This window comes from Geodermatophilus sp. SMS 5-13, from assembly GCF_059428245.1.
Map to the genome: position 1 here is coordinate 5,103,564 of NZ_CP165729.1, position 23,371 is coordinate 5,126,934.

Here is a 23,371-nt window from a genome sequence, read left to right on the forward strand (position 1 = left end):
CAGCGCCGTCGGGGCCTCCCCCCTGAGGAGACTGCATGCGACTCGTGCTCATGACCGCGGCGCGCCAGGCCACGACGGAGGTCCTGCCCGCCCTGGGGCTGCTGGCCCACCAGGTGCGCGTGGTGGCCCCCGAGCTGTCCAGCCTGCTCGACGGCGACTCCGGCGACGTCGTGCTCGTCGACGCCCGCCACGACCTCATCCAGGCCCGCACCCTGTGCAGCCTGCTCTCCTCCACCGGCGTGGCCTCCGCGCTGGTCGCCGTCCTCTCCGAGGGCGGGCTGGTGGCGCTGTCGGCCGACTGGGGCATCGACGACGTCCTGCTCGACACCGCCGGCCCGGCCGAGGTCGACGCCCGGCTGAAGTGGGCCACCGCCCGGCGGCTGGCCGCCGCGACGCCGGTCGACGGGGCCGACGGCGGCGTCACCAAGGCCGGCGAGCTGGTCATCGACGAGCACAGCTACTCCGCCAAGCTCCGCGGCCGACCGCTCGACCTGACCTACAAGGAGTTCGAGCTCCTGAAGTACCTGGCGCAGCACCCGGGCCGCGTCTTCTCCCGCGCGCAGCTGCTGCAGGAGATCTGGGGCTACGACTACTTCGGTGGCACCCGCACCGTCGACGTCCACGTCCGCCGGCTGCGCGCCAAGCTCGGCACCGAGCACGAGGCGCTGATCGGCACCGTGCGCAACGTCGGCTACAAGCTCGACCAGCAGGTGGCCGACGCCGCCGCGGCCGCGGCGAAGGCCGAGGCCGAGAACTCCCCCGCACCCCTGGTCTGAGCCGGCCCTGACCGCCGCAGCCTCTCTCCGCGACGTCGACCGGCTCGCCCCGGACGACGTCGCCGCCGTCCTCGCGCTGCTGTCCGCGGCGCACGAGGCGGACGGCGTCCGGCCGGTCTCCGAGGAGACCGAGCTGCGGCTGCAGCACGGCGGCCCGCCCGGTGGGCGTGACGTCCTCGCCGAGGGGCCGGACGGCGCGCTGCTCGGTTACGCGCGGCTCGAGACCGATCCCGAGGCCGTGGCCGAGGTCGTCGTCGCGCCGGCCGCCCGGCGGCACGGGGTCGGCGCGGCGCTGCTCGACCGTCTGGAGGAGCGGGCCGGGGAGCGCCCGCTCGCGGTGTGGGCGCACGGCGACCTGCCCGGGGCGAGCGCGCTGGCCGGCCGGCGCGGCTACGGGCGCGCCCGCGTGCTGCTGCAGATGCGCCGGGACCTCGCCGGCGTCGACCCCGATCCCCGCCCCGGGCTGCCCGAGGACGTGCGGGTACTGCCGTTCCGCCCCGGCCGCGACGAGTCGGCCTGGCTGGGCGTGAACGCGCGGGCCTTCGCGCACCACCCCGAGCAGGGCCGCTGGACACCCGCGGACCTGCAGCTGCGCGAGGACGAGCCCTGGTTCGACCCGGCCGGGTTCCTGATGGCCTGGCGGGGGGATCCCGACGACGGCGGCGTCCTGCTCGGCTCGCACTGGACGAAGGTGCACCCACCCGGCGACGCCGCGCCCGAGGCCGTCGGCGAGATCTACGTGCTCGGCATCGACCCGGACGCGCAGGGGATGCGGCTGGGCCGCGCGCTCACCGACCTGGGCCTCGCGCACCTGCGCGGCCGCGGCCTCGGCGAGGTGCTCCTCTACACCGAGGAGGACAACACCGCCGCCGTGGCGCTGTATGAGCACACCGGCTTCCGGCGGTTCTCCGTCGACGTCCTGTGGCGCCGACCGGAAGCGACCTGAGACCGTTTCGTTATCCGCGGTAGCGGACACGCGCTCGTTCACCGGACGGTTGTGATCTCTTTCTCACCCCGTCGGACAAGGCTCGACGGCCGTTCATTCGCCGTTCACCGAGCGACCCGAAGCAGGCCACCTCCGCTCCCTAACTTCGCCTCCGTTGGTCCAGTGCGCCCGGCTCCGACGTCCGGGCCATGTCGAGAGGCATCCAGTTGAAGCTCAGCACCAAGACGCGTGCCCTGCCCCTGGCGGTGGCGCTCGCCGGCTCCCTCGCGCTCACCGCGTGCGGCGCCTCCAACGAGAGCGGCAGCGGCGGCGGCAGCGAGGCCAGCGGCAGCGCCGAGCAGCTGAGCGGCACCCTCAACGGAGCAGGCTCCAGCGCCCAGCAGGCGGCGATGCAGGGGTGGACCGCCGGTTTCAACGCCGAGCAGCCCGACGTCACCGTCAACTACGACCCGGTCGGCTCCGGCGGTGGCCGTGAGCAGTTCCTGTCGGGTGGCGTGGACTTCGCCGGCTCCGACGCCGCGCTCAGCGACGACGAGCTCACCCAGGCCGCGGACCGCTGCGGCGACCAGGGCGTCTTCGAGATCCCGGCCTACATCTCCGCTATCGCCGTCGTCTACAACCTCCCGGGCGTCGACGACCTGAACCTGTCGGCGGACACCACCGCGAAGATCTTCTCCGGCGCGATCACCACGTGGAACGACCCGGCGATCGCCGCCGAGAACCCCGACGCGCAGCTGCCGGCCACGACCATCACCCCGGTCCACCGCGGTGACAAGTCGGGCACCACGAAGAACTTCACCGACTACCTGTCGAAGGCCGCGGCCGACTCCTGGACCGCCGGTTCGGTCGACGAGTGGCCGACCCAGGGCGGGGAGGCCGCCAACGGCACCTCCGGCGTGATCAGCGCCATCCAGGCCGGCGAGGGCGCGATCGGCTACGCCGACGAGAGCCAGGCCGGTGACCTCGGCATCGCCAACATCAAGGTCGGCGACTCGTTCGTGGCTCCGTCCTCCGAGGCGGCCGCCAAGGTCGTCGAGGGCTCGGAGCTCGTCTCCGGCCGGGGCGAGTTCGACTTCGCCTACGACATCAACCGGACGACCACGAACCCGGACGAGTACCCGGTCGTGCTGGTCAGCTACCACATCGGCTGCGTCCAGTACGACGACCAGACGCAGGCCGGCCTGGTCCAGGCCTTCGAGGGCTACGTGATCAGCGAGGCCGGCCAGAAGGCCGCGGCCGACCAGGCCGGCTCGTCGCCGATCTCCGACGCCCTGCGCGAGCAGGCCCAGAAGGCGGTCGACGCGATCTCCGCGAAGTGACCCTGCTCCACCTCCGGCCGGCCCGGGGCGTCTGCGGACGCCCCGGGCCGTCCGGCCGCCCGGGACCGGGCGGCACCCCCTTCCGACCGAGCCGTTCCGAACCCGCGGAGCAGGAGTGACGACCACAGAGCAAGCCCCCGCACGCCGGCCCGTCCGCCGGCTGGGCGACCGACTCTTCGCCGGCAGCGCCACGGGCGCCGGCATCCTCATCCTCGTCGTCCTCGCCGGGGTCGCGACCTTCCTCGTCGCCCAGTCGGTGCCCGCGATCACCGCGAACGCCGCCGACCTGCCCCGTGAGCAGAGCATCGTCGCCTACATCTGGCCGCTGCTCTTCGGCACCCTGCTCGCGGCGGTCATCGCACTGCTGGTGGCCACCCCCCTCGCGATCGGCATCGCGCTCTTCCTGACCTACTACGCGCCCCGCCGCGTCGCTGCGGTCCTCGGCTACATCGTCGACCTGCTGGCCGCGATCCCGAGCATCGTGTTCGGCTTCTGGGGCATCTCCTGGCTCGCTCCCCGGCTCGTCCCGTTCTACGACTGGCTCGAGGTGCACGCGGGCTGGTTCCCGCTGTTCGCGGGGCCGGCCTCCCCCACCGGCCGGACGATGTTCACCGCCGGTCTCGTGCTGGCCGTCATGATCCTGCCGATCGCCAGCGCGATCTCCCGCGAGGTGTTCAGCCAGGCACCGGCCCTGCACCGCGAGGCAGCGCTCGCCCTCGGGGCGACACGCTGGGAGATGATCCGCGTGGCGGTGCTGCCGTACGGCCGGTCGGGTGCCATCGGCGGCGCCATGCTGGGCCTTGGCCGCGCCCTGGGCGAGACGCTGGCGGTCGCCATCGTGCTCTCCGTGTCGCCGGGCGTCGTCACGTTCAACCTGATCAGCAGCACCAACCCGTCGACGATCGCCGCGAACGTCGCCCTGAACTTCCCCGACTCCACGGGCCTGGCCGTCAACGCCCTCATCGCCAGCGGCCTGGCGCTGTTCGTGATCACCTTCGCGGTCAACTTCTTCGCCCGGGCGGTCGTCAACCGCCGGGCCGAGTTCTCGGAGTGAACCGATGAGCACCCCGACCCGAACCCCGGAAACCTCCGCCACACCGCGGGCCTCCGTCCGCAGCGGGCGGACGCCGCTGCCCCGGTGGTTCACCCCCTCCGTCTTCGCCACCGCGACCGTCGTCGCCGTGCTGCTCGGCCTCGCCATGGACCTGGGCGTCGTCCTCGTGGTGCTGCTGGCCGCGCTGCTGGGCACGGTCGTCGTGGTGGGCACCTCCCGGGCCCGCGAGGGCGCGCGGAAGGCCACCGACCGGTTCGTCACCTCCCTGGTCTACGGCGCGTTCCTGCTCGCCATGGTCCCGCTGGTCAGCCTCATCTGGACGGTGCTCAGCAAGGGCATCGCCCGCCTCGACGGCGAGTTCTTCAGCTCCTCGATGCTCGGGGTCGTCGGCCCCGGCGGTGGCGCGTACCACGCCATCATGGGGACCCTGATCATCACCGCCATCACCGCGGTGATGTCGGTGCCGGTCGGGCTGCTGACCGCGATCTACCTGGTCGAGTACGGCCGGGGCCGGCTCGCGCGGTGGATCACCTTCCTCGTCGACGTGATGACCGGCATCCCGTCGATCGTCGCCGGCCTGTTCGCCTACGCGCTGTTCGTGATCTTCTTCGGCCCCGGTGTCCGGATGGGGTTCGCCGGGGCGGTCGCCCTGTCGGTGCTCATGATCCCGGTCGTCGTCCGCTCCTCGGAGGAGGTCCTCAAGCTCGTGCCGAACGAGCTGCGCGAGGCGTCCTACGCGCTCGGCGTGCCGAAGTGGCGGACCATCGTCAAGGTGGTGCTGCCGACTGCCCTCGCCGGTCTGGGCACCGCCGTGACCCTGGCGATCGCCCGGGTCATCGGCGAGACCGCGCCGCTGCTGGTCACCGTCGGCATCACGAACGCCACGAACGTCAACCCGTTCGACGGCCGCATGGCCACCCTGCCGGTGTACGCGTACTACCAGCTCACCCAGCCCGGCGTCCCCCCGGAGTACGGGATCAACCGGGCGTGGACGGCCGCGTTCGTGCTCATCGTCATCGTTCTGGTGCTCAACCTCGTCGCCCGGCTGATCAGCCGCTTCTTCGCCCCCAAGACCGGTCGCTGACCGACCCGCCACCCATTTCGGAGGACCCGTGGCCAAGCGCATCGACGTCTCGGACCTGAACATCTTCTACGGCAACTTCCGGGCCGTTCAGGACGTCAACGTCTCCATCGAACCCCGCGCGGTCACCGCGCTGATCGGCCCGTCCGGCTGCGGGAAGTCGACCTTCCTGCGCTCGCTCAACCGGATGCACGAGGTCATCCCCGGCGCGCACGTCGAGGGCAAGGTCGTCATGGACGGCCAGGACCTCTACGCCGCCGACACCGACCCGGTCGACGTCCGGCGGCAGATCGGCATGGTCTTCCAGCGGCCCAACCCGTTCCCGACGATGTCGATCTACGACAACGTGGTCGCCGGCGTGCGGTTGAACAGCAAGAAGACGAAGAAGGCCGACCTCGACGCGCTCGTCGAGCGGTCGCTGCGGAGCGCCAACCTGTGGGACGAGGTCAAGGACCGGCTCGGCCGGCCCGGCGCGGGCCTGTCCGGCGGCCAGCAGCAGCGGCTGTGCATCGCCCGCGCGATCGCCGTCGAGCCCGACGTGCTGCTGATGGACGAGCCCTGCTCGGCGCTGGACCCGATCTCCACGCTGGCGATCGAGGACCTGATGACCGAGCTCAAGGAGCGCTTCACCATCGTGATCGTCACGCACAACATGCAGCAGGCGGCGCGGGTGAGCGAGTTCACCGGCTTCTTCAACCTCAACGGGGTGGGCCAGCCGGGCCGGCTGGTCGAGTTCAACCCGACCGAGAAGATCTTCAGCAACCCCGACCAGAAGGCGACCGAGGACTACATCTCCGGCCGCTTCGGGTGATCGGCCGCTCGGCCCGAACGGGGCCGGCTCAGCTGCAGGGCGGCGCGGTCGCCGTCGGCTGGGCCGGCTCCGTCGTTTCCGCGGCCGGCGTCTCGGGCGCCGCGGGCGCGCCGATCTGGACCGGCACCACGCCGGTGTAGCCGGGGCCGAGCACGAGCTGGACGGCGTTGCCGATCGTGTCACTGGGCTGCAGCACCGCGCCCGGCACGGCCGCCGCGACCGTGCGCGCCTGCTCCTGCGCGGCCGGGCCGAAGCGCACCAGGGTCTGGCTGACCGTGCCCGGCTCGTTGCCGACGGTCCCGACGCCGAAGCCCTGGGCGCGGACGAGGTCGGCCACCTGCGCGGCCAGCCCGGTCGTGCCGGTGCCGTTGAGGACGTCGACGGTGATGGTGTTCGGCGCGGCGGTGAGCGGCTCGGTGCCGGGGGCGGCGGCGGGGGCCTGCGCCTCCGCGGACGCGGCCGGAGCGGCCGTCTCCTGGGACTCGCCGGCGGGGTCGGCGGCCGCGGCGGCGTCGTCCCCGACGCCCTCGGGGAGCTCGGTGCGGTCGATGACGGTGTCGAAGAGGTTGCGGGTGCCCTCGGCGTCCAGCAGCACGTACGCCTGGTCGGTGCCGGCCGGGACGTAGCCGACCTGCGACACCGGCAGCCCCGCGCGCTGCACGGCGCCGTCGGGGAGGCTGCCGAGGGCACCGGCCAGGCCGCGCAGGTCGCCCAGCGTCGTCTGCTCGTCGACGGTGAGCGCGTCGGCCGCCCGCGACAGGAAGCGGGTGAGCGTGACCGTGTTGAGCAGGGTGCCGCTCGACATCGCGCTGCGCAGGGTCGCGGTGAGCAGCAGCTGCGCACGCTCGGCGACGGCGGCGCCGGTGACGTCGGACCCGGCGTCCCCCGGGGTCAGGTAGCCGGTGATCTGCGCGTCGGTGAGGTCGTTGGCCCCGGCCGGCAGCGGTGTCGCGGCCGCGGCGACGGCAGGTGAGTCCGGCACGCACATCGAGATGCCGCCGAGGGCGTCCACCATCGCGGGCAGCCGGGCGAGGTCCACCGCCAGGTAGTGGTCGACCCGCAGGCCGGACAGCTGCTGCACGGCGCGGACCAGGCACGCCGGCCCCCCGTCGAGCAGGGAGGCCGCGAACGCCTCCGACGTCGGCTGGCGCAGCTCGCCGTCGGCCGTGCGGCAGGCCGGGGTGTCGACCAGCGCGGTCGGCGGAACGCTCACCAGGACGGCGCGCTCCTCGTCGCCGGAGACCGAGGCGATGAGCGTGGCGACCGATGCCGGCCCGTCCTCACCGGGCACGCCGGTGCCCACGACCAGGTAGTTCTCGGTGTCGGCCTGCAGTTGCGGGGCGAGGACCTCGGGGCCGTCGGTCGCCAGGGCGTCGACCCGGCCGATGCTGCGGTCGACGTAGACGTACAGGCCCAGGTGGTACAGGGCGACCAGCGCGACGACCGCGACGACCGCGAGCACCACCCGCGTGGTGCGGCGGCGGCGCGGGGTGGCGGTGGCCCGCTGCGCTGCCCGGTGGGCGAAGCCGGCGACCGGCCGGTCGCGCTTCGGCGCCTCCTGCTTCGGCGGGCGACGGCCGGGCAGCGGAGGCAGCGGGGCGACCGGGCGCGAGGGACGCACGCCGGGCGGGAGGTCCGACGGCGGGAACTCGGCCGGGGCGGCGGTCGGCCGGGCCGGCGGCAGCGGCGGGACGGGCCCGGAGGGGCGCGACCGGCCGTCGGGCACGGGCGGCAGGCCGCTGCGGCGGCCCGGCGGCGGCGTGGTGGACGACGACGAGGACGGCGGCGGAGGCGGAGGCGGAGGCGGGGGCGAGGCCGGTGCGCCCGGGACGGGGGGCATCCCACCGCGGGTGCCGGCGGGCGGGGCGTCCGGCGCCGTCAGCCGCGGCGTCTCCGGCTCACCCCGGCGCACCGCGCGGCGGCGGCCGGTGGCCGGGCCGCCCTGGCGGGCCAGGAGCTGCTCGACGGTGAGCGGCTGGGCGCCGGGCTGGTCGGCGCGTGCCCGGGATCGGCCGGGGACGCGGCGCTCGCCCGCGTTCCCCCGTGTCGGCTGATCCCCCACCGGTGTCGACTTCCCATCATCGTCGGCTGCGCCGTCGTCCGTTTCCGGCGCACACGCCGGTGCCCGCGCACCCGTGCGGCGGTTCTCCCACGATACGGAAACATCGCCCGGGACCGGCTCGACGCGCGGGCACCGACGGGCGGCGGACCGGTCCCGCACGTACCGTCTGCCCGGTGAGGCTGCCGTCCATACCCGGACCGTCCGATGTCCTCTCCGCGGTGGAAGGCCTGCGCGAGGGCGTCTCGGACGCCCTCGCCCTCGTGCCGCGCATCGGTGCCGTGGTGGGACGGGTGGAGACGCTGCTCGACCGGGTGGACACCGTCGTCGGCCGCGCCGAGGACGCGGTCGGCCGCGCGGAGACCGCGCTGAGCGGGCTCGAGACCACCCGCGCCCGGGCGGACGAGGCGATCGACGCCGTCGGCGGGACCCGGCGCAAGGCAGACGACGCCATCGAGCGCATGGGCGACACCCAGCGCAGGGCCGACGAGGCGATCGAGCGGGTCGGCGCCACCCAGCGCAAGGCGGACGACGCGATCGCCGCGGTCGGCGCGACGCAGGCCCGGGCCGACGAGGCGATCACCGCCGTCGGGCGGACGACGTCGCGCGCCGACGACACGCTCACCCGGGCCGCGGGCCTGGTCGAGCGGGTGGAGCCGATGACGGCTGACTACGCCGAGCCGCTGCGGCTGCTCGCGCCGTCGATCCGCCGGCTGGCGGAGACGTTCGAGCCGCACGAGGTCGAGGCGCTGGTGACGCTGGTCGACCGGCTGCCGGAGCTGGTCGTGCGCCTGGACGAGAACGTGCTCCCGGTGCTGGCGTCGATGGACAACGTGGCCGACGACGTGCACGACCTGCTCGACACGATGCAGGACGTGCGGCAGGTCGTGAAGGGATTCCCCGGCTCCCGGCTGTTCCGCCGGCGCGGCGCCGAGGAGATCGCGCAGGACGAGGACGAGCAGGCCGCCGGCTCGTGACCGGCGGCCTGCCCGCCCGGTCAGGTCTCGGTCGGGTAGCCCAGCGCGCGGACGACGTCGCCGATCCGCTCGTAGGTCTCCCCCTCGGGCAGCCGCTCGAGCTCGGCGACCACGGCGTCGGGCGCGCGGTGGTCGCGCGCGGCCTCGACCAGGGTCGGGCCGTCGCTCGGGAAGTCGGCACGGTCCAGCCACCGGGCGAGCTCGGCCCGGCGGACCACCGCGTCGGCATCCATGCCCACCGGGGTGCCGCCGACCAGGGTCCCGGCCGGGTCGGCGTCGACGTCCGGGTCGCCCTCGGCCGTGGGCTCCACCTCGCGCCATTCCTCGGCGCGGGTGGTGCGCTCGGCCCGGAGCATCCCCTGCATCTCGTGCTCCAGCTCCTCGTCGACGCGGGGGCTGTGCTTGGTGCTGCGCGCGGACGTGCCGGCGAACTGATCGCCGCTCTCGGTCACGGTTCCTCCTGGTGCCTGGTCGTCGGTCCGGTCACTTCTTGCGCAGGGCGCCGGGCCGGTGGACCGCCGCCCCGCCGCTCTTCCCGCTCACGACCTCGTACTGCGGGTCGTCCTCGCTCGCCCGGACGGTGCGCCCGGCGGCCTCGGTGTCCGCGGTGATCTTCCGGCGGACGGTCCCCTCGGCCTGTCCCCCGTGGCTGTTCCAGGCGACGTGGTCACCCCTGTGCAGGTCGTCGGTCATCGCTCCTCCTCGCTCGCCGCGGGCACTCCCCCTGCCCCTGCCCCTGCTCGGCTCCGGGCACACATCACCCGAAAGGAACGCGGTCTCACCCGTGCGGGCACTGGCGCCCTGCGATCGGTGACGTAGCGTGGTCACCGACGGAAGATCGTCGCCCGACCGCGCTGGTCCGAGCGGGTATGGCGACTACGCATCGTGAGAGCGGCGCCCCGTCCTCGATCGCCGGCCCGGTCGACCCCATTCCCCCGGGGTCGGCCGGGTCGGCCCACTTCTACGCTGGCCACATCGCGACCGAGCTCGCGAGGTCGCGCAAGGACACAGCACTGGCTGTCACGGGGCCGACGAGCGCCAGCGAGGAGGTTCCGTGACAGCTCCCGATGCGCGGCCGGTCGACGTCCTCACCGTCGACACGGTCTCGGACGTGACGCCGACCGTGCGCCGCGTGCTGCTGCGCGGGAGCCCGTCCGCGGTGGCCGCCGCCGGGCCCACCGTGCACCTGCTCGTCCCCCGCGTCGGGGACGAGGACCCGAGTTGGCCGTCGATCGCCCGCGACGGGCGGATCGTCTGGCCGCAGGGCAGCCACGGGGTGAGCCTGCGCAGCTACACCGCCCGGCGGCAGGACGCCGGCGCGGGCACCGTCGAGATCGACTTCGTCCTGCACGGCACCGGCCCGGCCGCCGCCTGGGCGGCCGCGGCGCGCCCGGGTGCGGCGCTCGCCGTCGCCGGTGGCGCGCCCCTCGGCGACCGGCCGGCGGCCGAGCTGCTGATGGCCGGCGACGAGACGGCGCTGCCGGCGATCAGCCGCATCCTCGCCGCGGCGCCGCCGTCCACGCGCGGACTGGCGCTGGTGGAGGTGGCCGGACCCGAGGAGGAGCAGCCGCTGCCGGCGCCCGGCGCGGTCGAGGTCCGCTGGCTGCACCGGAAGGGCACGCCGCCCGGTGAGAGCACGCTGCTGGCCGACGCGGTCGCCGCCCTCGACCGGCCGGCCGGCGAGGAGCTGTTCGCCTGGGTCGCGGCCGAGTCCGCTGCCGTCCGGACCGTCCGGGCGGATCTGCGGGGACGCTGGGGGCTGGGCCGGGCGCAGCACCACGCGATCGGCTACTGGCGCCGCGGGCGCGCCATGGCCCCCGCCGGCTAGGACTCCCTCAGTCAATTCACAGGTAGCGTCCAGGGCAGCCGAAGCCGGTGCCAGGAGGCTCCCAGGCATGACGACGGCATCCGCACGCCCCGTGGGAGGAGCTGTGACCGGCACCCAGCCGAACGGCCGCCCGGCACCCGAGGCGCGCCTCCTGGTGGTGGACGACGAGCCGAACATCCGCGAGCTGCTCTCGGCCAGCCTGCGCTACGCCGGCTTCGAGGTCGCCACCGCCGCCGACGGCCAGCAGGCGCTGGCGCTGGCGGCCTCGTTCCGCCCCGACCTGCTCGTGCTCGACGTGATGATGCCCGGCCTCGACGGGTTCGGTGTCGTCCGCCGGCTGCGGCAGAGCGGCCGGCACACCCCCGTGCTGTTCCTCACCGCCCGCGACGCGGCGGAGGACAAGGTCTCCGGGCTGACCCTCGGCGGCGACGACTACGTCACCAAACCGTTCAGCCTCGACGAAGTGCTCGCCCGCATCCGGGCGGTGCTGCGGCGCAGCAGCGGCCCGCAGCGGGCGGTCGACGCGCCCCGGCTGACCTTCGCCGACATCGAGCTCGACGAGGAGTCGCACGAGGTCATCAAGGCCGGCCAGGTGATCAGCCTCTCGCCGACCGAGTTCAAGCTGCTGCGCTACCTGATGGCCAACGCCGGGCGGGTTCTGTCGAAGGCGCAGATCCTGGACCACGTGTGGAACTACGACTTCAACGGCGAGGCCAATGTCGTCGAGTCCTACATCTCCTACCTGCGCCGCAAGGTCGACACCACCGAGCCGCGGCTGCTGCACACCATCCGCGGCGTGGGCTACACCCTGCGGCTGCCGCGCGGGACGTGAGCGCCCAGGCCCCGGGGGAGCCGATCCGGAGCGCGGTGACGACCGGGCTGATCGACAGCGATGCGTCGGCCTCCCGCGATGTCCGGGTCCCCCAGGTCCCCCGGGTGCCGCTGCGCATCACCCTCGTCGCGCTGATGGCGGTGCTCGTCGCCGTCGGGCTGGGCGCCACGGGCGTCACGGCGACGTCGCTGCTGCGCGGCTACCTGCTGGAGCAGCAGGACGCCCAGCTCGCGGCCACCGTCCGGCAGGCCCAGCACGGCCCCGTCGTCCTCGACCTCTGCTCCGCGGGCACCTACCGGCAGAGCCCCGGGCCCATCTACGTGGCGTGCGCGGCGCCCGGGGACGACGAACTGGTCGCCGTCCAGGGGCCGTCGGACGACCTCGGCGAGCTGCCGGACCTGGAGCGGGCGGTGCCGGACCAGGCGTCGGTGACCGCGCCGGTCACGGTGAGCGCCGAGGACGGCTCGACCGACTGGCGCGTGGTCAGCTTCGTGCGCGACGGCTGGACCGTCGTCATCGGCGCGGACCTGGCCGGCGACCAGGCGGCTATCGACCGGCTGGTCGCGATCGAGGTGGTCGTCGGACTGATCGTCCTCGTGGTCCTGGCCGCCGCCGGGTACCTGCTCGTGCGCAACAGCCTGCGGCCGCTCGCCGAGGTGGAGTCCACGGCCCGCGCCATCGCCGCGGGCGACCTCTCGCAGCGGGTGCCCGAGGGCTCCGAGCGCACCGAGGTCGGCCGGCTGTCGACCGCGCTCAACGGCATGCTCGCCCGGATCGAGAGCTCCTTCCGCGCGCAGCAGGCCTCCGAGTCCCAGGCCCGCGCGTCCGAGGACCGGATGCGCCGCTTCGTCGCCGACGCCAGCCACGAGCTGCGCACGCCGCTCACGTCGATCCGCGGCTTCGCCGAGCTCTACCGGCAGGGCGCCGCCAGCAGTCCCGAGGAGACCCGGCGGCTGATGCAGCGCATCGAGGCCGAGGGCGCGCGCATGGGCCTGCTGGTCGAGGACCTGCTGCACCTGGCCCGCCTGGACCAGCAGCGGCCGCTGACCATCACCCCCGTCGACCTGGCCGAGATCGCCGGCGACGCGGTGCACGACGCCCGCGCGGTGCAGCCGGACCGCCCGATCTCCCTGCACCTGCACGAGTCGCTCACCGACGTCCCCGTCGTCCTCGGGGACGAGGCCCGGCTGCGCCAGGTGGTCGGCAACCTGGTGACCAACGCGCTCACCCACACACCGCCGACGGCGAAGGTGACCGTCACCGTGGCCGAGGACGCCGATCCGGACGTGCTCGTGCTGCGGATCGCCGACGAGGGGCCCGGCATGGCCGAGACCGACGCCGAGCGGGTCTTCGAGCGCTTCTACCGGGCCGACACCTCGCGGACGCGCGAGGCCGGCGGCACGGGGCTGGGCCTGGCCATCGTCGCCTCGCTCGTCGCCGCGCACGGCGGCACGGTCGACCTGCTGACCGCCCCGGGCAAGGGCGCCGCCTTCAGCGTGCGGCTGCACCGCTCGGGCCCGCCCGCCGCGTACCCGGGCGCGACTGGCGACCTGCCGGACATGCCCTAGCGTCGGGGCGTGCCCGAGCGACCCGTCGAGACGCCCTTCGACCCCGTGCTGATGGCGGCCGTCACCGACCTCGGGGAGGCGTTGCGCGGGCTCGTCGACGCCTCCGTGCGGACGGCGCTCGACGCCGGCGAGCTCGTCGCGGCCGCCGAGCAGGCCCGCGAGCTCACCGCCCGGCTCGCCACCGAGCGGCGCCCGGCGGGCCGGCTGCCGTCGCTCGACGACCCCGTGGCCTTCCGCCGCGTCTACAACCCGGTGACCGGCGTCGGCAGCGCGCTCGCCCCGCCGCTGCGCATCCGCCACGAGGGCGACGAGGTCGTCGCCCGGACCGTCCTGGGCCTGGCCTACGAGGGCCCGCCGGGGTTCCTGCACGGCGGGATGAGCGGGCTGCTCATGGACCAGATGCTCGGCGCGGCCGTGATCGCCGCCGGCCTCTGGGGGATGACCGCCCGGCTGGAGCTGGACTACCGCGGTCCGGTGCCGCTCGACGTCCCCCTGGTGCTGCGCGGCCGGGTCGTCGAGGACGCCGGGCGCAAGACCGTCGCCGCCGGCACGATCACCCGCGCCGACGCGCCCGACGGCGTGCTGGTCGAGGCGCGCGGGATCTTCGTCGCCCCGCGTCCGGAGAAGGTCGCCGACTACTTCGGCGCGGTCACCGACGCCGCCGGCCGGCACGCGCCACCCGGCCGGCCCACCGACGCCACCGCGGTCGCCGAGCCCGGGGACCCGGCATGAGCGACGTCGACGTCGCCCGTGCCGCCGCGGAGGCCGCCGCGTCGGTGCTCCTCGCGCTCCGGGCGTACGGCGGGCTCGAGGGCCGGGCGCTCGGCGACCGCGGCGACGCCGACGCCCAGGCCGCCATCCTCGGCGTCCTCGGCGCGCAGCGGCCGGACGACGTGGTGTTCAGCGAGGAGGCGCGCGACGACCGCCGGCGCCTGACCGCCGACCGGGTGTGGATCGTCGACCCGCTCGACGGCACCCGCGAGTACGGCGAGGGCCGCCCCGACTGGGCGGTGCACGTGGCGCTCTGGTCGGCCGGGGAGCTGACCGCGGCCGCCGTCGCCCTGCCCGGCATCGACACGGTCCTGGTGACCGATCCGCCGTCCGCCGTCCCCCCGGCCGGGGACGGCGCGCTGCGGATCGCGGTGAGCCGGACCCGCCCGCCCGCCGAGGCGGACACCGTGGCCCGGGCGCTCGGCGCCGAGCTCGTGCCGATGGGATCGGCCGGCTACAAGATGACCGCGGTGGTGCGTGGGGAGGTGGACGCCTACGTGCACGCCGGCGGCATGTACCAGTGGGACTCCGCGGCGCCGGTGGCCGTCGCGCACGCGGCCGGCCTGGTCGCCGTCCGGCTGGACGGCTCGCCGCTGCGCTACAACGGACCCGATCCGTGGCTGCCGGACCTGATCGTGTGCCGGCCGGAACTGGCCGAGACGATTCTCACGGCGGTGGCCGCCGGGTGATCAGGGACACTGGGGGCGGGAATCCCCATCGCCTCGATGCGGTTGGGATGTCTTCGACCCCCTGATGTCGAGCTCCGGAGCCCCTGCGCGTGACCACCCCTGACTACCGGCTGACCCAGCTGGAGACGCTGGAGGCCGAGTCCATCCACGTGATCCGCGAGGTCGCCGCCGAGCTGGAGCGGCCCGTGCTGCTGTTCTCCGGCGGCAAGGACTCGATCGTGATGCTGGAGCTCGCCCGCAAGGCGTTCGCCCCGGCCCGCATCCCGTTCCCGGTGATGCACGTGGACACCGGGCTGAACTTCCCCGACGTCCTCGAGTTCCGCGACAAGCGGGTCGCCGAGCTGGGCGTGCACCTCATCGTGGCCTCGGTGCCCGAGGCGATCGCGGCCGGCCTGGTGCGCGAGGAGCCCAACGGCTCGCGCAACCGGATCCAGACCCCCGTGCTGCTCGACGCGGTCGAGAAGCACGGCTTCACCGCCCTCTTCGGCGGCGCCCGCCGCGACGAGGACAAGGCGCGGGCCAAGGAGCGGATGTTCAGCTTTCGCGACGAGTTCGGCCAGTGGGACCCGAAGAACCAGCGGCCCGAGCTGTGGGACCTCTACAACGGCCGGATCCACCTCGGCGAGTCCATCCGGGTGTTCCCGCTGTCGAACTGGACCGAGCTCGACGTCTGGCAGTACATCGCCCGCGAGGAGATCGAGATCCCGCCGCTCTACCTCGCGCAGGAGCGCGACGTCGTGGAGCGCCAGGGGATGCTCTACGCGGTCAACGAGTTCATCACCCCGCGCGAAGGCGAGCAGGTCCGCCGGGAGAAGGTCCGCTACCGCACCGTCGGCGACGCCAACCTCACCGCCGCGGTCCGCTCGGAGGCGACCACGGTCGAGGAGGTCATCGCCGAGATCGCGGTGACCCGGCTGACCGAGCGCGGCGCCACCCGCGGCGACGACAAGGTCAGCGACGCCGCCATGGAGGACCGGAAGAAGGAGGGGTACTTCTGATGGGCAGCCCCGTCGACGTGCACTCGGCCGCCGCGGAGCAGGCCCACGACATCGCCGTCGCCCGCAAGGACATCCTGCGCATCGCCACCGCCGGCTCGGTGGACGACGGCAAGAGCACGCTGATCGGCCGGCTGCTGTTCGACAGCAAGGCCGTGTTCGAGGACCAGTACGAGGCGGTCGAGCGGGCGTCGGCCGGCGGCGACTACGTGAACCTGGCGCTGCTCACCGACGGCCTGCGGGCCGAGCGCGAGCAGGGCATCACCATCGACGTCGCCTACCGGTACTTCGCGACCCCGCGGCGGACGTTCATCCTGGCCGACACCCCCGGCCACGTGCAGTACACGCGCAACATGGTCACCGGCGCCTCGACGGCCGACCTGGCGATCGTGCTGGTCGACGCCCGCAAGGGCATCCTCGAGCAGAGCCGCCGGCACGCCTTCCTCGCCTCTCTGCTGCGGGTGCCGCACCTCGTCGTCGCCATCAACAAGATGGACCTCGTCGACTGGTCGGAGGAGGTCTACGAGCGCATCCGCGACGAGTTCACCTCGTTCGCGGCGAAGCTGAACGTGCCGGACCTGACCGTCGTCCCGATCTCGGCGCTGCACGGCGACAACGTCGTCACCCGCTCGGCGAACACCCCTGGTACGAGGGGCCGTCCCTGCTGCACCACCTCGAGCACGTGCACGTGGCCAGCGACCGCAACCTGGTCGACACCCGGTTCCCGGTCCAGTACGTGATCCGGCCGCAGTCCGACGCCTTCCACGACTACCGGGGGTACGCGGGCACCGTCGCGAGCGGCGTGCTGCGCCCCGGGGACGAGGTGCAGGTGCTGCCCAGCGGCCTGACGACGACGATCGCCGCGATCGACGGCCCCCGCGGCCCGGTCGAAGAGGCCTTCGCGCCCATGTCGGTGACCGTCCGGCTCACCGACGACCTCGACGTCTCCCGCGGCGACCTGATCTGCCGGCCGGCGAACGCGCCCCACTCGACCCAGGACCTCGACGCGCTGGTCTGCTGGATGACCGACGAGCCGCTGCGCGCCCGCCAGCGGATCGCGATCAAGCACACCACCCGCTCGGTGCGCGCGATGGTCAAGGAGCTCAGCTACCGGCTCGACGTCAACACGCTGCACCGCGACCGCGAGGCGAGCGAGCTGGGCCTCAACGACATCGGCCGGGTGAAGCTGCGCACCACCCAGCCGCTGTTCGTCGACGACTACAGCCGCAACCGCGTGACCGGCCGGTTCATCCTCGTCGACGAGGCCACCAACGCCACCGTCGGCGCCGGGATGCTCACCCCCGCCAGCTGACCCGCGCTTTGTCGCGACAAGGCACGCGTGCTTTGTCGCGACAAAGCGCGTCTTCAGGCGGCCGCGGTCTCCAGGGCGCGGCGGGTGAGCAGCCGGGCGAGGTGGCGGCGGTACTCGGCGTCGGCGTGCATGTCCGACGACGGCTCGAGGCCCTGGTCGGCCAGCGCGGCAGCGTCGGCGATCGACGCGCCCCCGGCCAGCGCCTCCTCCGTCGCGGTCGCCCGGACGACGGAACCGGCCATGTTGGCCAGCGCCACCCGCCCCTGGACGGCGGCGGCCGCCACGATCGGCCAGTCGTTCTCCCGCCGGGTGAACTTCTCGTAGCCCCAGCCGGCCGCCCCGGTGCGCGGCACCCGCAGCTCGACGATCACCTCGTCGGGCTCCAGCGCGGTCTCGAAGAAGCCCAGCCAGAACTCGGTGACCGGGATCGACCGCCGCCCGCCCGGCCCCTGGACGACGACGGTGCCGCCCAGCGCCAGCAGCGCCGTGGGCAGGTCGGACGCCGGGTCGCTGTGCGCGACCGTGCCGCCGAGCGTGCCGCGGTGGCGGACCTGCGGGTCACCGACGCGGGAGGCGACGTGCGGCAGCAGCGGCACCTCGGCCAGGGCGACGTCCGAGCGCTCGAGCTCGTGGTGCCGGGTGCCCGCGCCGATGGCCACCTCGCCGTCGTCGACGCGGACGTAGGACAGGTCCGGGATCGAGCTGATGTCGACCAGGACGGCGGGCATCGCCAGCCGCAGCTTCATCAGCGGCAGCAGCGAGTGGCCGCCGGCGATCAGCTTGGCGTCGTCCCCGTGCTCGCCGAGCGCGGCGATCGCCTCCTCGACCGAGCCGGCCCGGACGTATTCGAACGGCCCAGGGATCACGCGGTCACCTCCGAGGTCGGCACCTGACCGGCGGCGGGGCCGGCCTGCGCGGCGGCCCGCACCGCCCGCACGATGTTGTGGTAGCCGGTGCACCGGCAGAGGTTGCCCTCCAGGCCCTCGCGCACCTCGCGGTCGCTCGGGTCCGGGTTGGCGGCGAGCAGGCCGATCCCGGCCATCACCATGCCGGGGGTGCAGAAGCCGCACTGCAGGCCGTGCTCCTCGCGGAACGCCTGCTGCATCGGGTGCAGCTCGCCGTCCGGCCCGGCCAGCCCCTCCAGGGTGGTGACCTGCGCGCCCTCCGCCTGCGCGGCCAGGACGGTGCACGACTTCACCGACAGCCCGTCCACGATCACCGTGCAGGCCCCGCACGAGGTGGTGTCGCAGCCGATGTTCGTGGCCTTGAGCCCGCAGACCTCGCGCAGGTAGTGGGCGAGCAGCAGCCGGGGCTCCACGTCGTCCGTGCGCTGGCGGCCGTTGACCGTCATGGACACCTGCATCAGTTGCTGCCTCCCTGCTGGGCTTCCTGGATGGCCCGCCACACCCGCATGGGCGTGCAGGGCATGTCGACGTGCCGGACGCCGAGGTACGAGACGGCGTCGATGACGGAGTTCTGCACCGCCGGGGTGGCGCCGATCGTCCCGGCCTCCCCGATCCCCTTGGCGCCGAGCGGGTTCATCGGCGTCGGCGTGGCCATGTCCACCAGCTCGAAGCTCGGCAGCTCGGTCGCCGAGACGAACGGGTAGTCGGCCAGCGTCGAGGTCTGCGGGTTGCCGTCGGTGTCGTAGAGGACCTCCTCGAGCAGCGCCTGCGCCACGCCCTGCGCGATCCCGCCGTGGCGCTGCCCCTCGGCCAGCAGCGGATTCACGATCGTGCCGGCGTCATCGACGGTCACCACCCGCACGACCTCGGCCTTGCCCGACTCGACGTCGACCTCGGTGACGACGACGTGCGCGCCGAACGGGAAGGTCGGGCCGGCGGCGGCGAACCGGGTGTCGACCCGCAGCTGCTCCTTCTCGGCGAGCTCGGCCAGGCTCACCCCGGAGCCGGGGCTGCCCTTGACCCGCAGCCCGGCCGCGCCGAGGTCGACCTCCAGGTCGGCCGGGTCGGCCTCGAGGATCTCCGCGGCGCGCTGCTTGGCCACCTCGACGAGCTCCACCGCGGCCTGGTGGACGGCGGCGCCGCCCTGCTGGAGGCTGCGCGAGCCCATCGTGCCGCCGCCGCGGGGGATGCGGTCGGTGTCGCCGTGGAGAACGGTGATCTTCTCGATCGGGATGCCGGTCTGCTCGCTGGCCAGCATCGCCCAGGCGGTGGCGTGCCCCTGCCCGTGCGGCGACGTGCCGGTCAGCACGGTCGCCGTCCCGTCGGGGTGGACCTCCAGGGACGCCGACTCGGCCGCGCCCAGACCGGTGTCCGCGCCGGTGATCTCCACGTACACCGACATGCCGATGCCCAGCTGCCGGACGTCGCCACGCTCGCGGCGCCGGGCCTGCTCGGCCCGCAGCTCCGCGTAGCCGGCCGCCTCCAGCGCCGTGTCCAGCGCCTTGACGTACTCCCCGCTGTCGTAGGTGGCGCCGCTCGGGGTGGTGTGCGGCTCGTGGAACGGCGGCAGCAGGTTCTTGCGGCGGACGTCGGCGGGGTCCATGCCGATCTCGGCGGCGAACAGGTCGATCGCCCGCTCGGCCGCGGCGGTGGCCTCGGGGCGGCCCGCCCCGCGGTAGGCGCCGATCGAGGTCGTGTTGGTGGCCAGGACCCGGGCCTGCGCGTGCACCTTCGGGAAGCCGTACACGGCCGAGGCCATGAGCATCGTGAGCGTGGGCAGGACGATGCCGATCCGCGGGTAGGCGCCGGCGTCCTGGTCGACGACCAGGCTGTAGGCGTGCACCGTGCCGTCCCGGCTGCCGCCGATGGTCACGATCTGGTCCTGGCCGCGGCCGTGCAGCATCCCGACCAGGTTCTCCGACCGGTTCTCCGTCCAGCGCACCGGCCGGCCGACCTGCTTGGCCAGCCACGCGACGAAGGCGTACTCGGGGTCGGCGCCGATCTTCGCGCCGAAGCCGCCGCCCACGTCGGGGGTGACCAGGCGCACGTCCTTCGGGTCCAGGCCGAGCCAGCCGGCGATCTCGCCCTTGGCCTGCTGCGCGCCCTGGTTGGTGCACCAGATCGTCACCCGGCCGTCCTCGCCCCACGCCGCCGCGGTGGCGCGGGTCTCGAGCGGGACGGGGGCCACCCGCTGGTTGACCACCCGCTGGGTGACGACGACCTCGCAGTCGGCGAAGAAGTTGGCCGGCGCGGCCTCGCCGAAGGTCGCGGTCACGTTGGTGCCGGCCTCGGGGAACAGGAGCACGTCCCCCTTGGCGGCGTCGGCCATCGTGACGACCGCGGGGAGGGGGTCGATGTCGACGGCGACCAGCTCGGCGGCGTCCTCGCCCTGGTAGCGCTCCTCGGTGAGCACCACGGCGATGATGTCGCCCACGAACCGGACGGTGTCCTTCGCCAACCAGGGCCGGGTCATCGCCGGCGGCACCATGGGCAGGCCGGCGGGGATCGGATCCAGGTCGATGTCGTCGGCCGTGTAGACGGCGACGACGCCGGGCGCCTCGCGGGCGGCGGAGGCGTCGACCGACTCGATGCGGCCGTGGGCGACCTGCGACCGGACGAACGTCGCGTAGACGGCCCCGCTGAGCCGCTCGTCGACCAGGTCGTCGGTGTAGGTCGCGCCGCGCGTGAGGAACAGCGGATCCTCGGTGCGGACCACGCGAGTGCCCAGGATGCTCATGCGGCTCCTTCGTCTCAGGCGGGTGCTCTCGGGCACTCTGTCAGACGGACGTGAGCCTGCGCACATATGGGTCCTCCCAGGCGGAAGGCCCGGTGTGGTGGAGTGGGAGCGATGAACGAGGCCCGGACGGCGCGGTCGCGGACGGCCACCGTGGCGCTCCTGCTGGCGATCGTCGCGGTGGCGCTCAACCAGCGGCCCGCCGTGGTCGCGGTCGCCCCCGTGCTCGGCGACCTGCGGGCCGACACGGGGCTGTCGGCGGCCATGGCCGGCCTGCTCACCACGGTGCCGGTGCTCTGCTTCGGCGCGTTCGCGCCGCTCGCCCCGCGGCTGGCCCGCCGGATCGGCCTGGAGACGGCGGTCGCGCTGTCCCTGCTGCTCCTCGCGGCCGGCATCGCGCTGCGGCTGCTGCCGCCGGTCGCCCTGCTCTACGCGGGCAGCTTCATCGCCGGGGCCGCCATCGCCGTCGCCAACGTGCTGCTGCCCGCCTACGTCAAGCGCGAGTTCCTCCGGCCCGGCCCGGTGATGGGGCTGTACTCGGCGGCCCTCAACGTCGGCGCGGGCGCGGGGGCGGCGGTCACGGTGCCGCTGGCCGCGGCGCTCGGCCTCGACTGGCGGGCGGGGCTAGGGCTGTGGCTGGTCCTCGCCCTCGCCGCGCTGGCGCTCTGGCTGCCGGTCGCCGGCACCGGCCGGCGCCGTGCCGCCGCGCCGTCGGTGGTGAGCTCCGGCTCCTGGTCGCTGCTGCGCCAGCCGCTGGCCGGTCAGGTGACGGCGTACCTGGGGCTGCAGAGCGTGCAGTTCTACGCGGTCTCCGCCTGGCTGCCGACGCTGCTCGCCGACAGCGGGGTGCCCGTGCGGGAGGGCGGCCTGCTGCTCGGGGTGGCCAACGTGATCGGCGCGGCCGGGGCGCTGGTCGCGCCCGCGCTGGCCGGCCGGATGCGCACCCAGCGGCCGCTCGTCGCCACCGTCATCGCCTTCTACGCCGTCGGGCTGGGCGGGCTGCTCGTCGCCGCCGACTCCTGGACGCTGCTGTGGGTCTGCGCGTTCGGCATCGCCCAGGGCTCCGGGTTCGCCCTCGCGCTCACGCTGATCGTGCTGCGCAGCCCGACGCCGCTGACCGCGGCCCGGCTCGGCGGGGTCGCCCAGTGCCTGGGCTACCTGCTCGCCGCCGGCGGCCCGCTCGTGCTCGGCGGGCTGCACGACCTCACCGGCGGCTGGACCTGGCCGCTGGCGCTGCTGCTGACCATGCTCGTGCCGATGCTCTGGGCCGGCTGGGGCGCCGCGCGCGACGCCGTCCTCACCACCGACGAGCGGGCCGCCGAGCCCGCCGCGACCCGCTAGCGCAGCCGCACCGGCAGGTGCTCGAAGCCGCGCAGCGTCTGCAGGTCGCGGCGGACCGGCCGGCCGGTGACGCGGAGGTCCGGGAACCGGTCGGTGAGCGCCCGCAGCCCGACGACGCCCTCCAGCCGGGCCAGCCCCGCGCCGAGGCAGTAGTGGATGCCGCCGGAGAACGCCAGGTGGTCGCGCGCGTTGGCGCGGGTGACGTCGAAGCGCGCCGGGTCGGCGAACACGCCGGGGTCGCGGTTGGCGGCGCCGAGCAGCAGCGACAGCCGCGTGCCGGCCCGCAGCCGGCGGCCGGCCAGCTCGACGTCGGCCTGCACGGTCCGGCCGGTGATCTGCACCGGGCTGTCGTGGCGGAGGACCTCCTCGACCGCGTTCGCCCAGCCGCCGGGCGCCGCGCGGAGGGCGTCCCACTGGTCCCGGTGGGCGTCGAGCAGCACGACCGCGTTGCCGAGCAGGTTGACCGTCGTCTCGAACCCGGCGCCGAGCAGCAGCATCACGGTGGCGTGCAGCTCCCGCTCGCTGAGCGCCTCCTCCCCCGGCAGCCCCACCAGGCGGCTGACCAGGTCGTCGCCGGGGTCCTCGCGCAGCCGCTCGAAGTGGCCGCGCAGGAACGCGTGCATGGCGCGCAGCGCCTTCTCCGCGGCCGCGTAACGGCGGAACGGCAGGCCGGGGTCGAGGGTCGCCGCGGCGGCCTCCCCCCAGCGCAGGAAGTCCTCCCGCCGGTCGGTCGGGACGCCGAGCAGCTCGGCGATGACCAGCACGGGGAGCTGCGCGGCGTAGGCGTCGACGAGGTCGACCGGCCCGCCGTCGGCCGCGGCACCGGCCTCGAGGGCGTCGAGCAGGGTGTCCGCCGTCCGCTGGATCATCGGCTCGAAGGCCGCGGTCGCGCGCGGGGTGAAGGCGCGGCTGACCAGCCGCCGGTAGCGGGTGTGGTCGGGCGGATCGACGACCAGCATGGACGGCGGCTCGGCGACACCGGTCGCGTCGAGGTCGTCGCCGTACTCCAGCGCCCAGCGGATCGCGCGGGGCGCCGCCGACCGGTCCCAGCCGACGCCCAGCGACTCCGAGCGCAGCGCCTCCTGCGCCAGGGCGTGGGAGGTGGTGGTCAGCCCGAGACTGCCGGGAGTCAGCGGCCCGGACGCCCGCAGCTGCTCGTAGAGCTCGTAGGGGTCCTCGCGCACCGCCGGGTCGCGGAGCAGCCGGCCGACCAGGTCACCGCGCCGCGCGGCCCGGGACAGGTAGACGGCGGGCAGGCCGTGGCGCACCGCCCAGCGGACCACCGTGCGCGAGTCGGTCCGGGCCGTCCGGGGGACGACGGCAGCGGCCCTCGGGGCAGCGGCGGGTGCGCGGGTCACCGCCGCAGTCTGGCA

At 74.5% G+C, this 23,371-nt stretch carries 23 protein-coding genes; 16 read left to right on the top strand and 7 right to left on the bottom strand.

Annotated features, from left to right (window positions below):
• The first annotated feature begins 35 nt into the window (after window positions 1–35).
• The 6 genes from AB3388_RS24770 to pstB all read left to right on the top strand — a co-directional run bounded on the left by AB3388_RS24770 (window position 36) and on the right by pstB (window position 5,987).
• Window positions 36–776: a winged helix-turn-helix domain-containing protein gene (locus AB3388_RS24770; protein WP_495407977.1), complete on the top strand. Its 741-nt coding sequence runs from the start codon at window positions 36–38 to the stop codon at window positions 774–776.
• Between the two features lie 7 nt (window positions 777–783).
• A complete protein-coding gene (gene mshD, locus AB3388_RS24775; protein WP_495411482.1) occupies window positions 784–1,722 on the top strand; it encodes a mycothiol synthase in 939 nt (312 codons plus the stop codon).
• 188 nt (window positions 1,723–1,910) lie between these two features.
• A complete protein-coding gene (pstS, locus tag AB3388_RS24780; RefSeq protein WP_495407978.1) occupies window positions 1,911–3,041 on the top strand; it encodes a phosphate ABC transporter substrate-binding protein PstS in 1,131 nt (376 codons plus the stop codon).
• A gap of 115 nt (window positions 3,042–3,156) precedes the next feature.
• Complete coding sequence (pstC, locus tag AB3388_RS24785) at window positions 3,157–4,095, top strand: phosphate ABC transporter permease subunit PstC (protein ID WP_495407979.1); 939 nt, start codon at window positions 3,157–3,159, stop codon at window positions 4,093–4,095.
• A 4-nt stretch (window positions 4,096–4,099) separates the two neighbouring features.
• On the top strand, window positions 4,100–5,179 hold the full coding sequence (gene pstA, locus AB3388_RS24790) for a phosphate ABC transporter permease PstA (protein WP_495407980.1): 1,080 nt from the start codon (window positions 4,100–4,102) through the stop codon (window positions 5,177–5,179).
• Window positions 5,180–5,207: 28 nt separating this feature from the next.
• Window positions 5,208–5,987 carry a phosphate ABC transporter ATP-binding protein PstB gene (gene pstB / locus AB3388_RS24795; RefSeq protein WP_495407981.1) on the top strand — a complete coding sequence of 260 codons (780 nt, stop codon included), beginning with the start codon at window positions 5,208–5,210 and terminating at the stop codon, window positions 5,985–5,987.
• Between the two features lie 28 nt (window positions 5,988–6,015).
• Here pstB and AB3388_RS24800 read toward each other — a convergent pair whose 3' ends face one another.
• Window positions 6,016–8,049 carry an LCP family protein gene (locus tag AB3388_RS24800; protein WP_495407982.1) on the bottom strand — a complete coding sequence of 678 codons (2,034 nt, stop codon included), beginning with the start codon at window positions 8,047–8,049 and terminating at the stop codon, window positions 6,016–6,018.
• Window positions 8,050–8,222: 173 nt separating this feature from the next.
• Here AB3388_RS24800 and AB3388_RS24805 point away from each other — a divergent pair, with 173 nt between their 5' ends.
• Window positions 8,223–9,023, top strand: a complete 801-nt coding sequence (locus tag AB3388_RS24805) for a hypothetical protein (RefSeq protein ID WP_495407983.1) — start codon at window positions 8,223–8,225, stop codon at window positions 9,021–9,023.
• Between the two features lie 20 nt (window positions 9,024–9,043).
• Here the strand turns inward: AB3388_RS24805 and AB3388_RS24810 are convergent, their stop codons facing one another.
• The gene (locus AB3388_RS24810) at window positions 9,044–9,475 is read right to left on the bottom strand and encodes a DUF2795 domain-containing protein (RefSeq protein WP_495407984.1); all 432 of its coding nucleotides are present in this window, start codon (window positions 9,473–9,475) and stop codon (window positions 9,044–9,046) included.
• Between the two features lie 31 nt (window positions 9,476–9,506).
• Window positions 9,507–9,716, bottom strand: coding sequence for a hypervirulence associated TUDOR domain-containing protein (locus AB3388_RS24815; protein ID WP_495407985.1), 210 nt, complete (start codon window positions 9,714–9,716; stop codon window positions 9,507–9,509).
• Window positions 9,717–10,077: 361 nt separating this feature from the next.
• Here AB3388_RS24815 and AB3388_RS24820 point away from each other — a divergent pair, with 361 nt between their 5' ends.
• From AB3388_RS24820 to AB3388_RS24855, 8 genes are all read left to right on the top strand, one after another.
• Complete coding sequence (locus tag AB3388_RS24820) at window positions 10,078–10,851, top strand: siderophore-interacting protein (RefSeq protein ID WP_495407986.1); 774 nt, start codon at window positions 10,078–10,080, stop codon at window positions 10,849–10,851.
• A 103-nt stretch (window positions 10,852–10,954) separates the two neighbouring features.
• Window positions 10,955–11,683 carry a response regulator transcription factor gene (locus AB3388_RS24825; protein WP_495407987.1) on the top strand — a complete coding sequence of 243 codons (729 nt, stop codon included), beginning with the start codon at window positions 10,955–10,957 and terminating at the stop codon, window positions 11,681–11,683.
• A complete protein-coding gene (locus AB3388_RS24830; RefSeq protein WP_495407988.1) occupies window positions 11,680–13,251 on the top strand; it encodes a sensor histidine kinase in 1,572 nt (523 codons plus the stop codon). The genes AB3388_RS24825 and AB3388_RS24830 overlap by 4 nt, the downstream gene beginning before the upstream one ends.
• Window positions 13,252–13,260: 9 nt before the next feature.
• A complete protein-coding gene (locus AB3388_RS24835) occupies window positions 13,261–13,983 on the top strand; it encodes a PaaI family thioesterase (RefSeq protein ID WP_495407989.1) in 723 nt (240 codons plus the stop codon).
• Complete coding sequence (locus AB3388_RS24840; protein ID WP_495407990.1) at window positions 13,980–14,711, top strand: 3'(2'),5'-bisphosphate nucleotidase CysQ; 732 nt, start codon at window positions 13,980–13,982, stop codon at window positions 14,709–14,711. Before AB3388_RS24835 ends, AB3388_RS24840 begins: the two co-directional genes overlap by 4 nt.
• A gap of 89 nt (window positions 14,712–14,800) precedes the next feature.
• Complete coding sequence (cysD, locus tag AB3388_RS24845) at window positions 14,801–15,709, top strand: sulfate adenylyltransferase subunit CysD (protein ID WP_448626674.1); 909 nt, start codon at window positions 14,801–14,803, stop codon at window positions 15,707–15,709.
• The gene (locus AB3388_RS24850; protein ID WP_495407991.1) at window positions 15,709–16,446 is read left to right on the top strand and encodes a GTP-binding protein; all 738 of its coding nucleotides are present in this window, start codon (window positions 15,709–15,711) and stop codon (window positions 16,444–16,446) included. The genes cysD and AB3388_RS24850 overlap by 1 nt, the downstream gene beginning before the upstream one ends.
• The gene (locus tag AB3388_RS24855) at window positions 16,395–17,018 is read left to right on the top strand and encodes an elongation factor 1-alpha C-terminal domain-related protein (RefSeq protein WP_495407992.1); all 624 of its coding nucleotides are present in this window, start codon (window positions 16,395–16,397) and stop codon (window positions 17,016–17,018) included. Before AB3388_RS24850 ends, AB3388_RS24855 begins: the two co-directional genes overlap by 52 nt.
• A 53-nt stretch (window positions 17,019–17,071) precedes the next feature.
• On the opposite strand, the gene AB3388_RS24860 is transcribed toward AB3388_RS24855, so the two are convergent.
• The 3 genes from AB3388_RS24860 to AB3388_RS24870 are packed head-to-tail and all read right to left on the bottom strand — an operon-like array spanning window position 17,072 to window position 20,660.
• The gene (locus tag AB3388_RS24860) at window positions 17,072–17,884 is read right to left on the bottom strand and encodes an FAD binding domain-containing protein (protein ID WP_495407993.1); all 813 of its coding nucleotides are present in this window, start codon (window positions 17,882–17,884) and stop codon (window positions 17,072–17,074) included.
• Window positions 17,881–18,381: a (2Fe-2S)-binding protein gene (locus tag AB3388_RS24865; RefSeq protein WP_495407994.1), complete on the bottom strand. Its 501-nt coding sequence runs from the start codon at window positions 18,379–18,381 to the stop codon at window positions 17,881–17,883. The genes AB3388_RS24860 and AB3388_RS24865 overlap by 4 nt, the downstream gene beginning before the upstream one ends.
• On the bottom strand, window positions 18,381–20,660 hold the full coding sequence (locus AB3388_RS24870; protein ID WP_495407995.1) for a xanthine dehydrogenase family protein molybdopterin-binding subunit: 2,280 nt from the start codon (window positions 20,658–20,660) through the stop codon (window positions 18,381–18,383). The genes AB3388_RS24865 and AB3388_RS24870 overlap by 1 nt, the downstream gene beginning before the upstream one ends.
• A 111-nt stretch (window positions 20,661–20,771) precedes the next feature.
• Here AB3388_RS24870 and AB3388_RS24875 point away from each other — a divergent pair, with 111 nt between their 5' ends.
• Window positions 20,772–21,998, top strand: coding sequence for an MFS transporter (locus AB3388_RS24875; protein WP_495407996.1), 1,227 nt, complete (start codon window positions 20,772–20,774; stop codon window positions 21,996–21,998).
• Here AB3388_RS24875 and AB3388_RS24880 read toward each other — a convergent pair.
• Window positions 21,995–23,356: a cytochrome P450 gene (locus tag AB3388_RS24880; protein ID WP_495407997.1), complete on the bottom strand. Its 1,362-nt coding sequence runs from the start codon at window positions 23,354–23,356 to the stop codon at window positions 21,995–21,997. The genes AB3388_RS24875 and AB3388_RS24880 overlap by 4 nt on opposite strands.
• Between the last annotated feature and the right edge of the window lie 15 nt (window positions 23,357–23,371).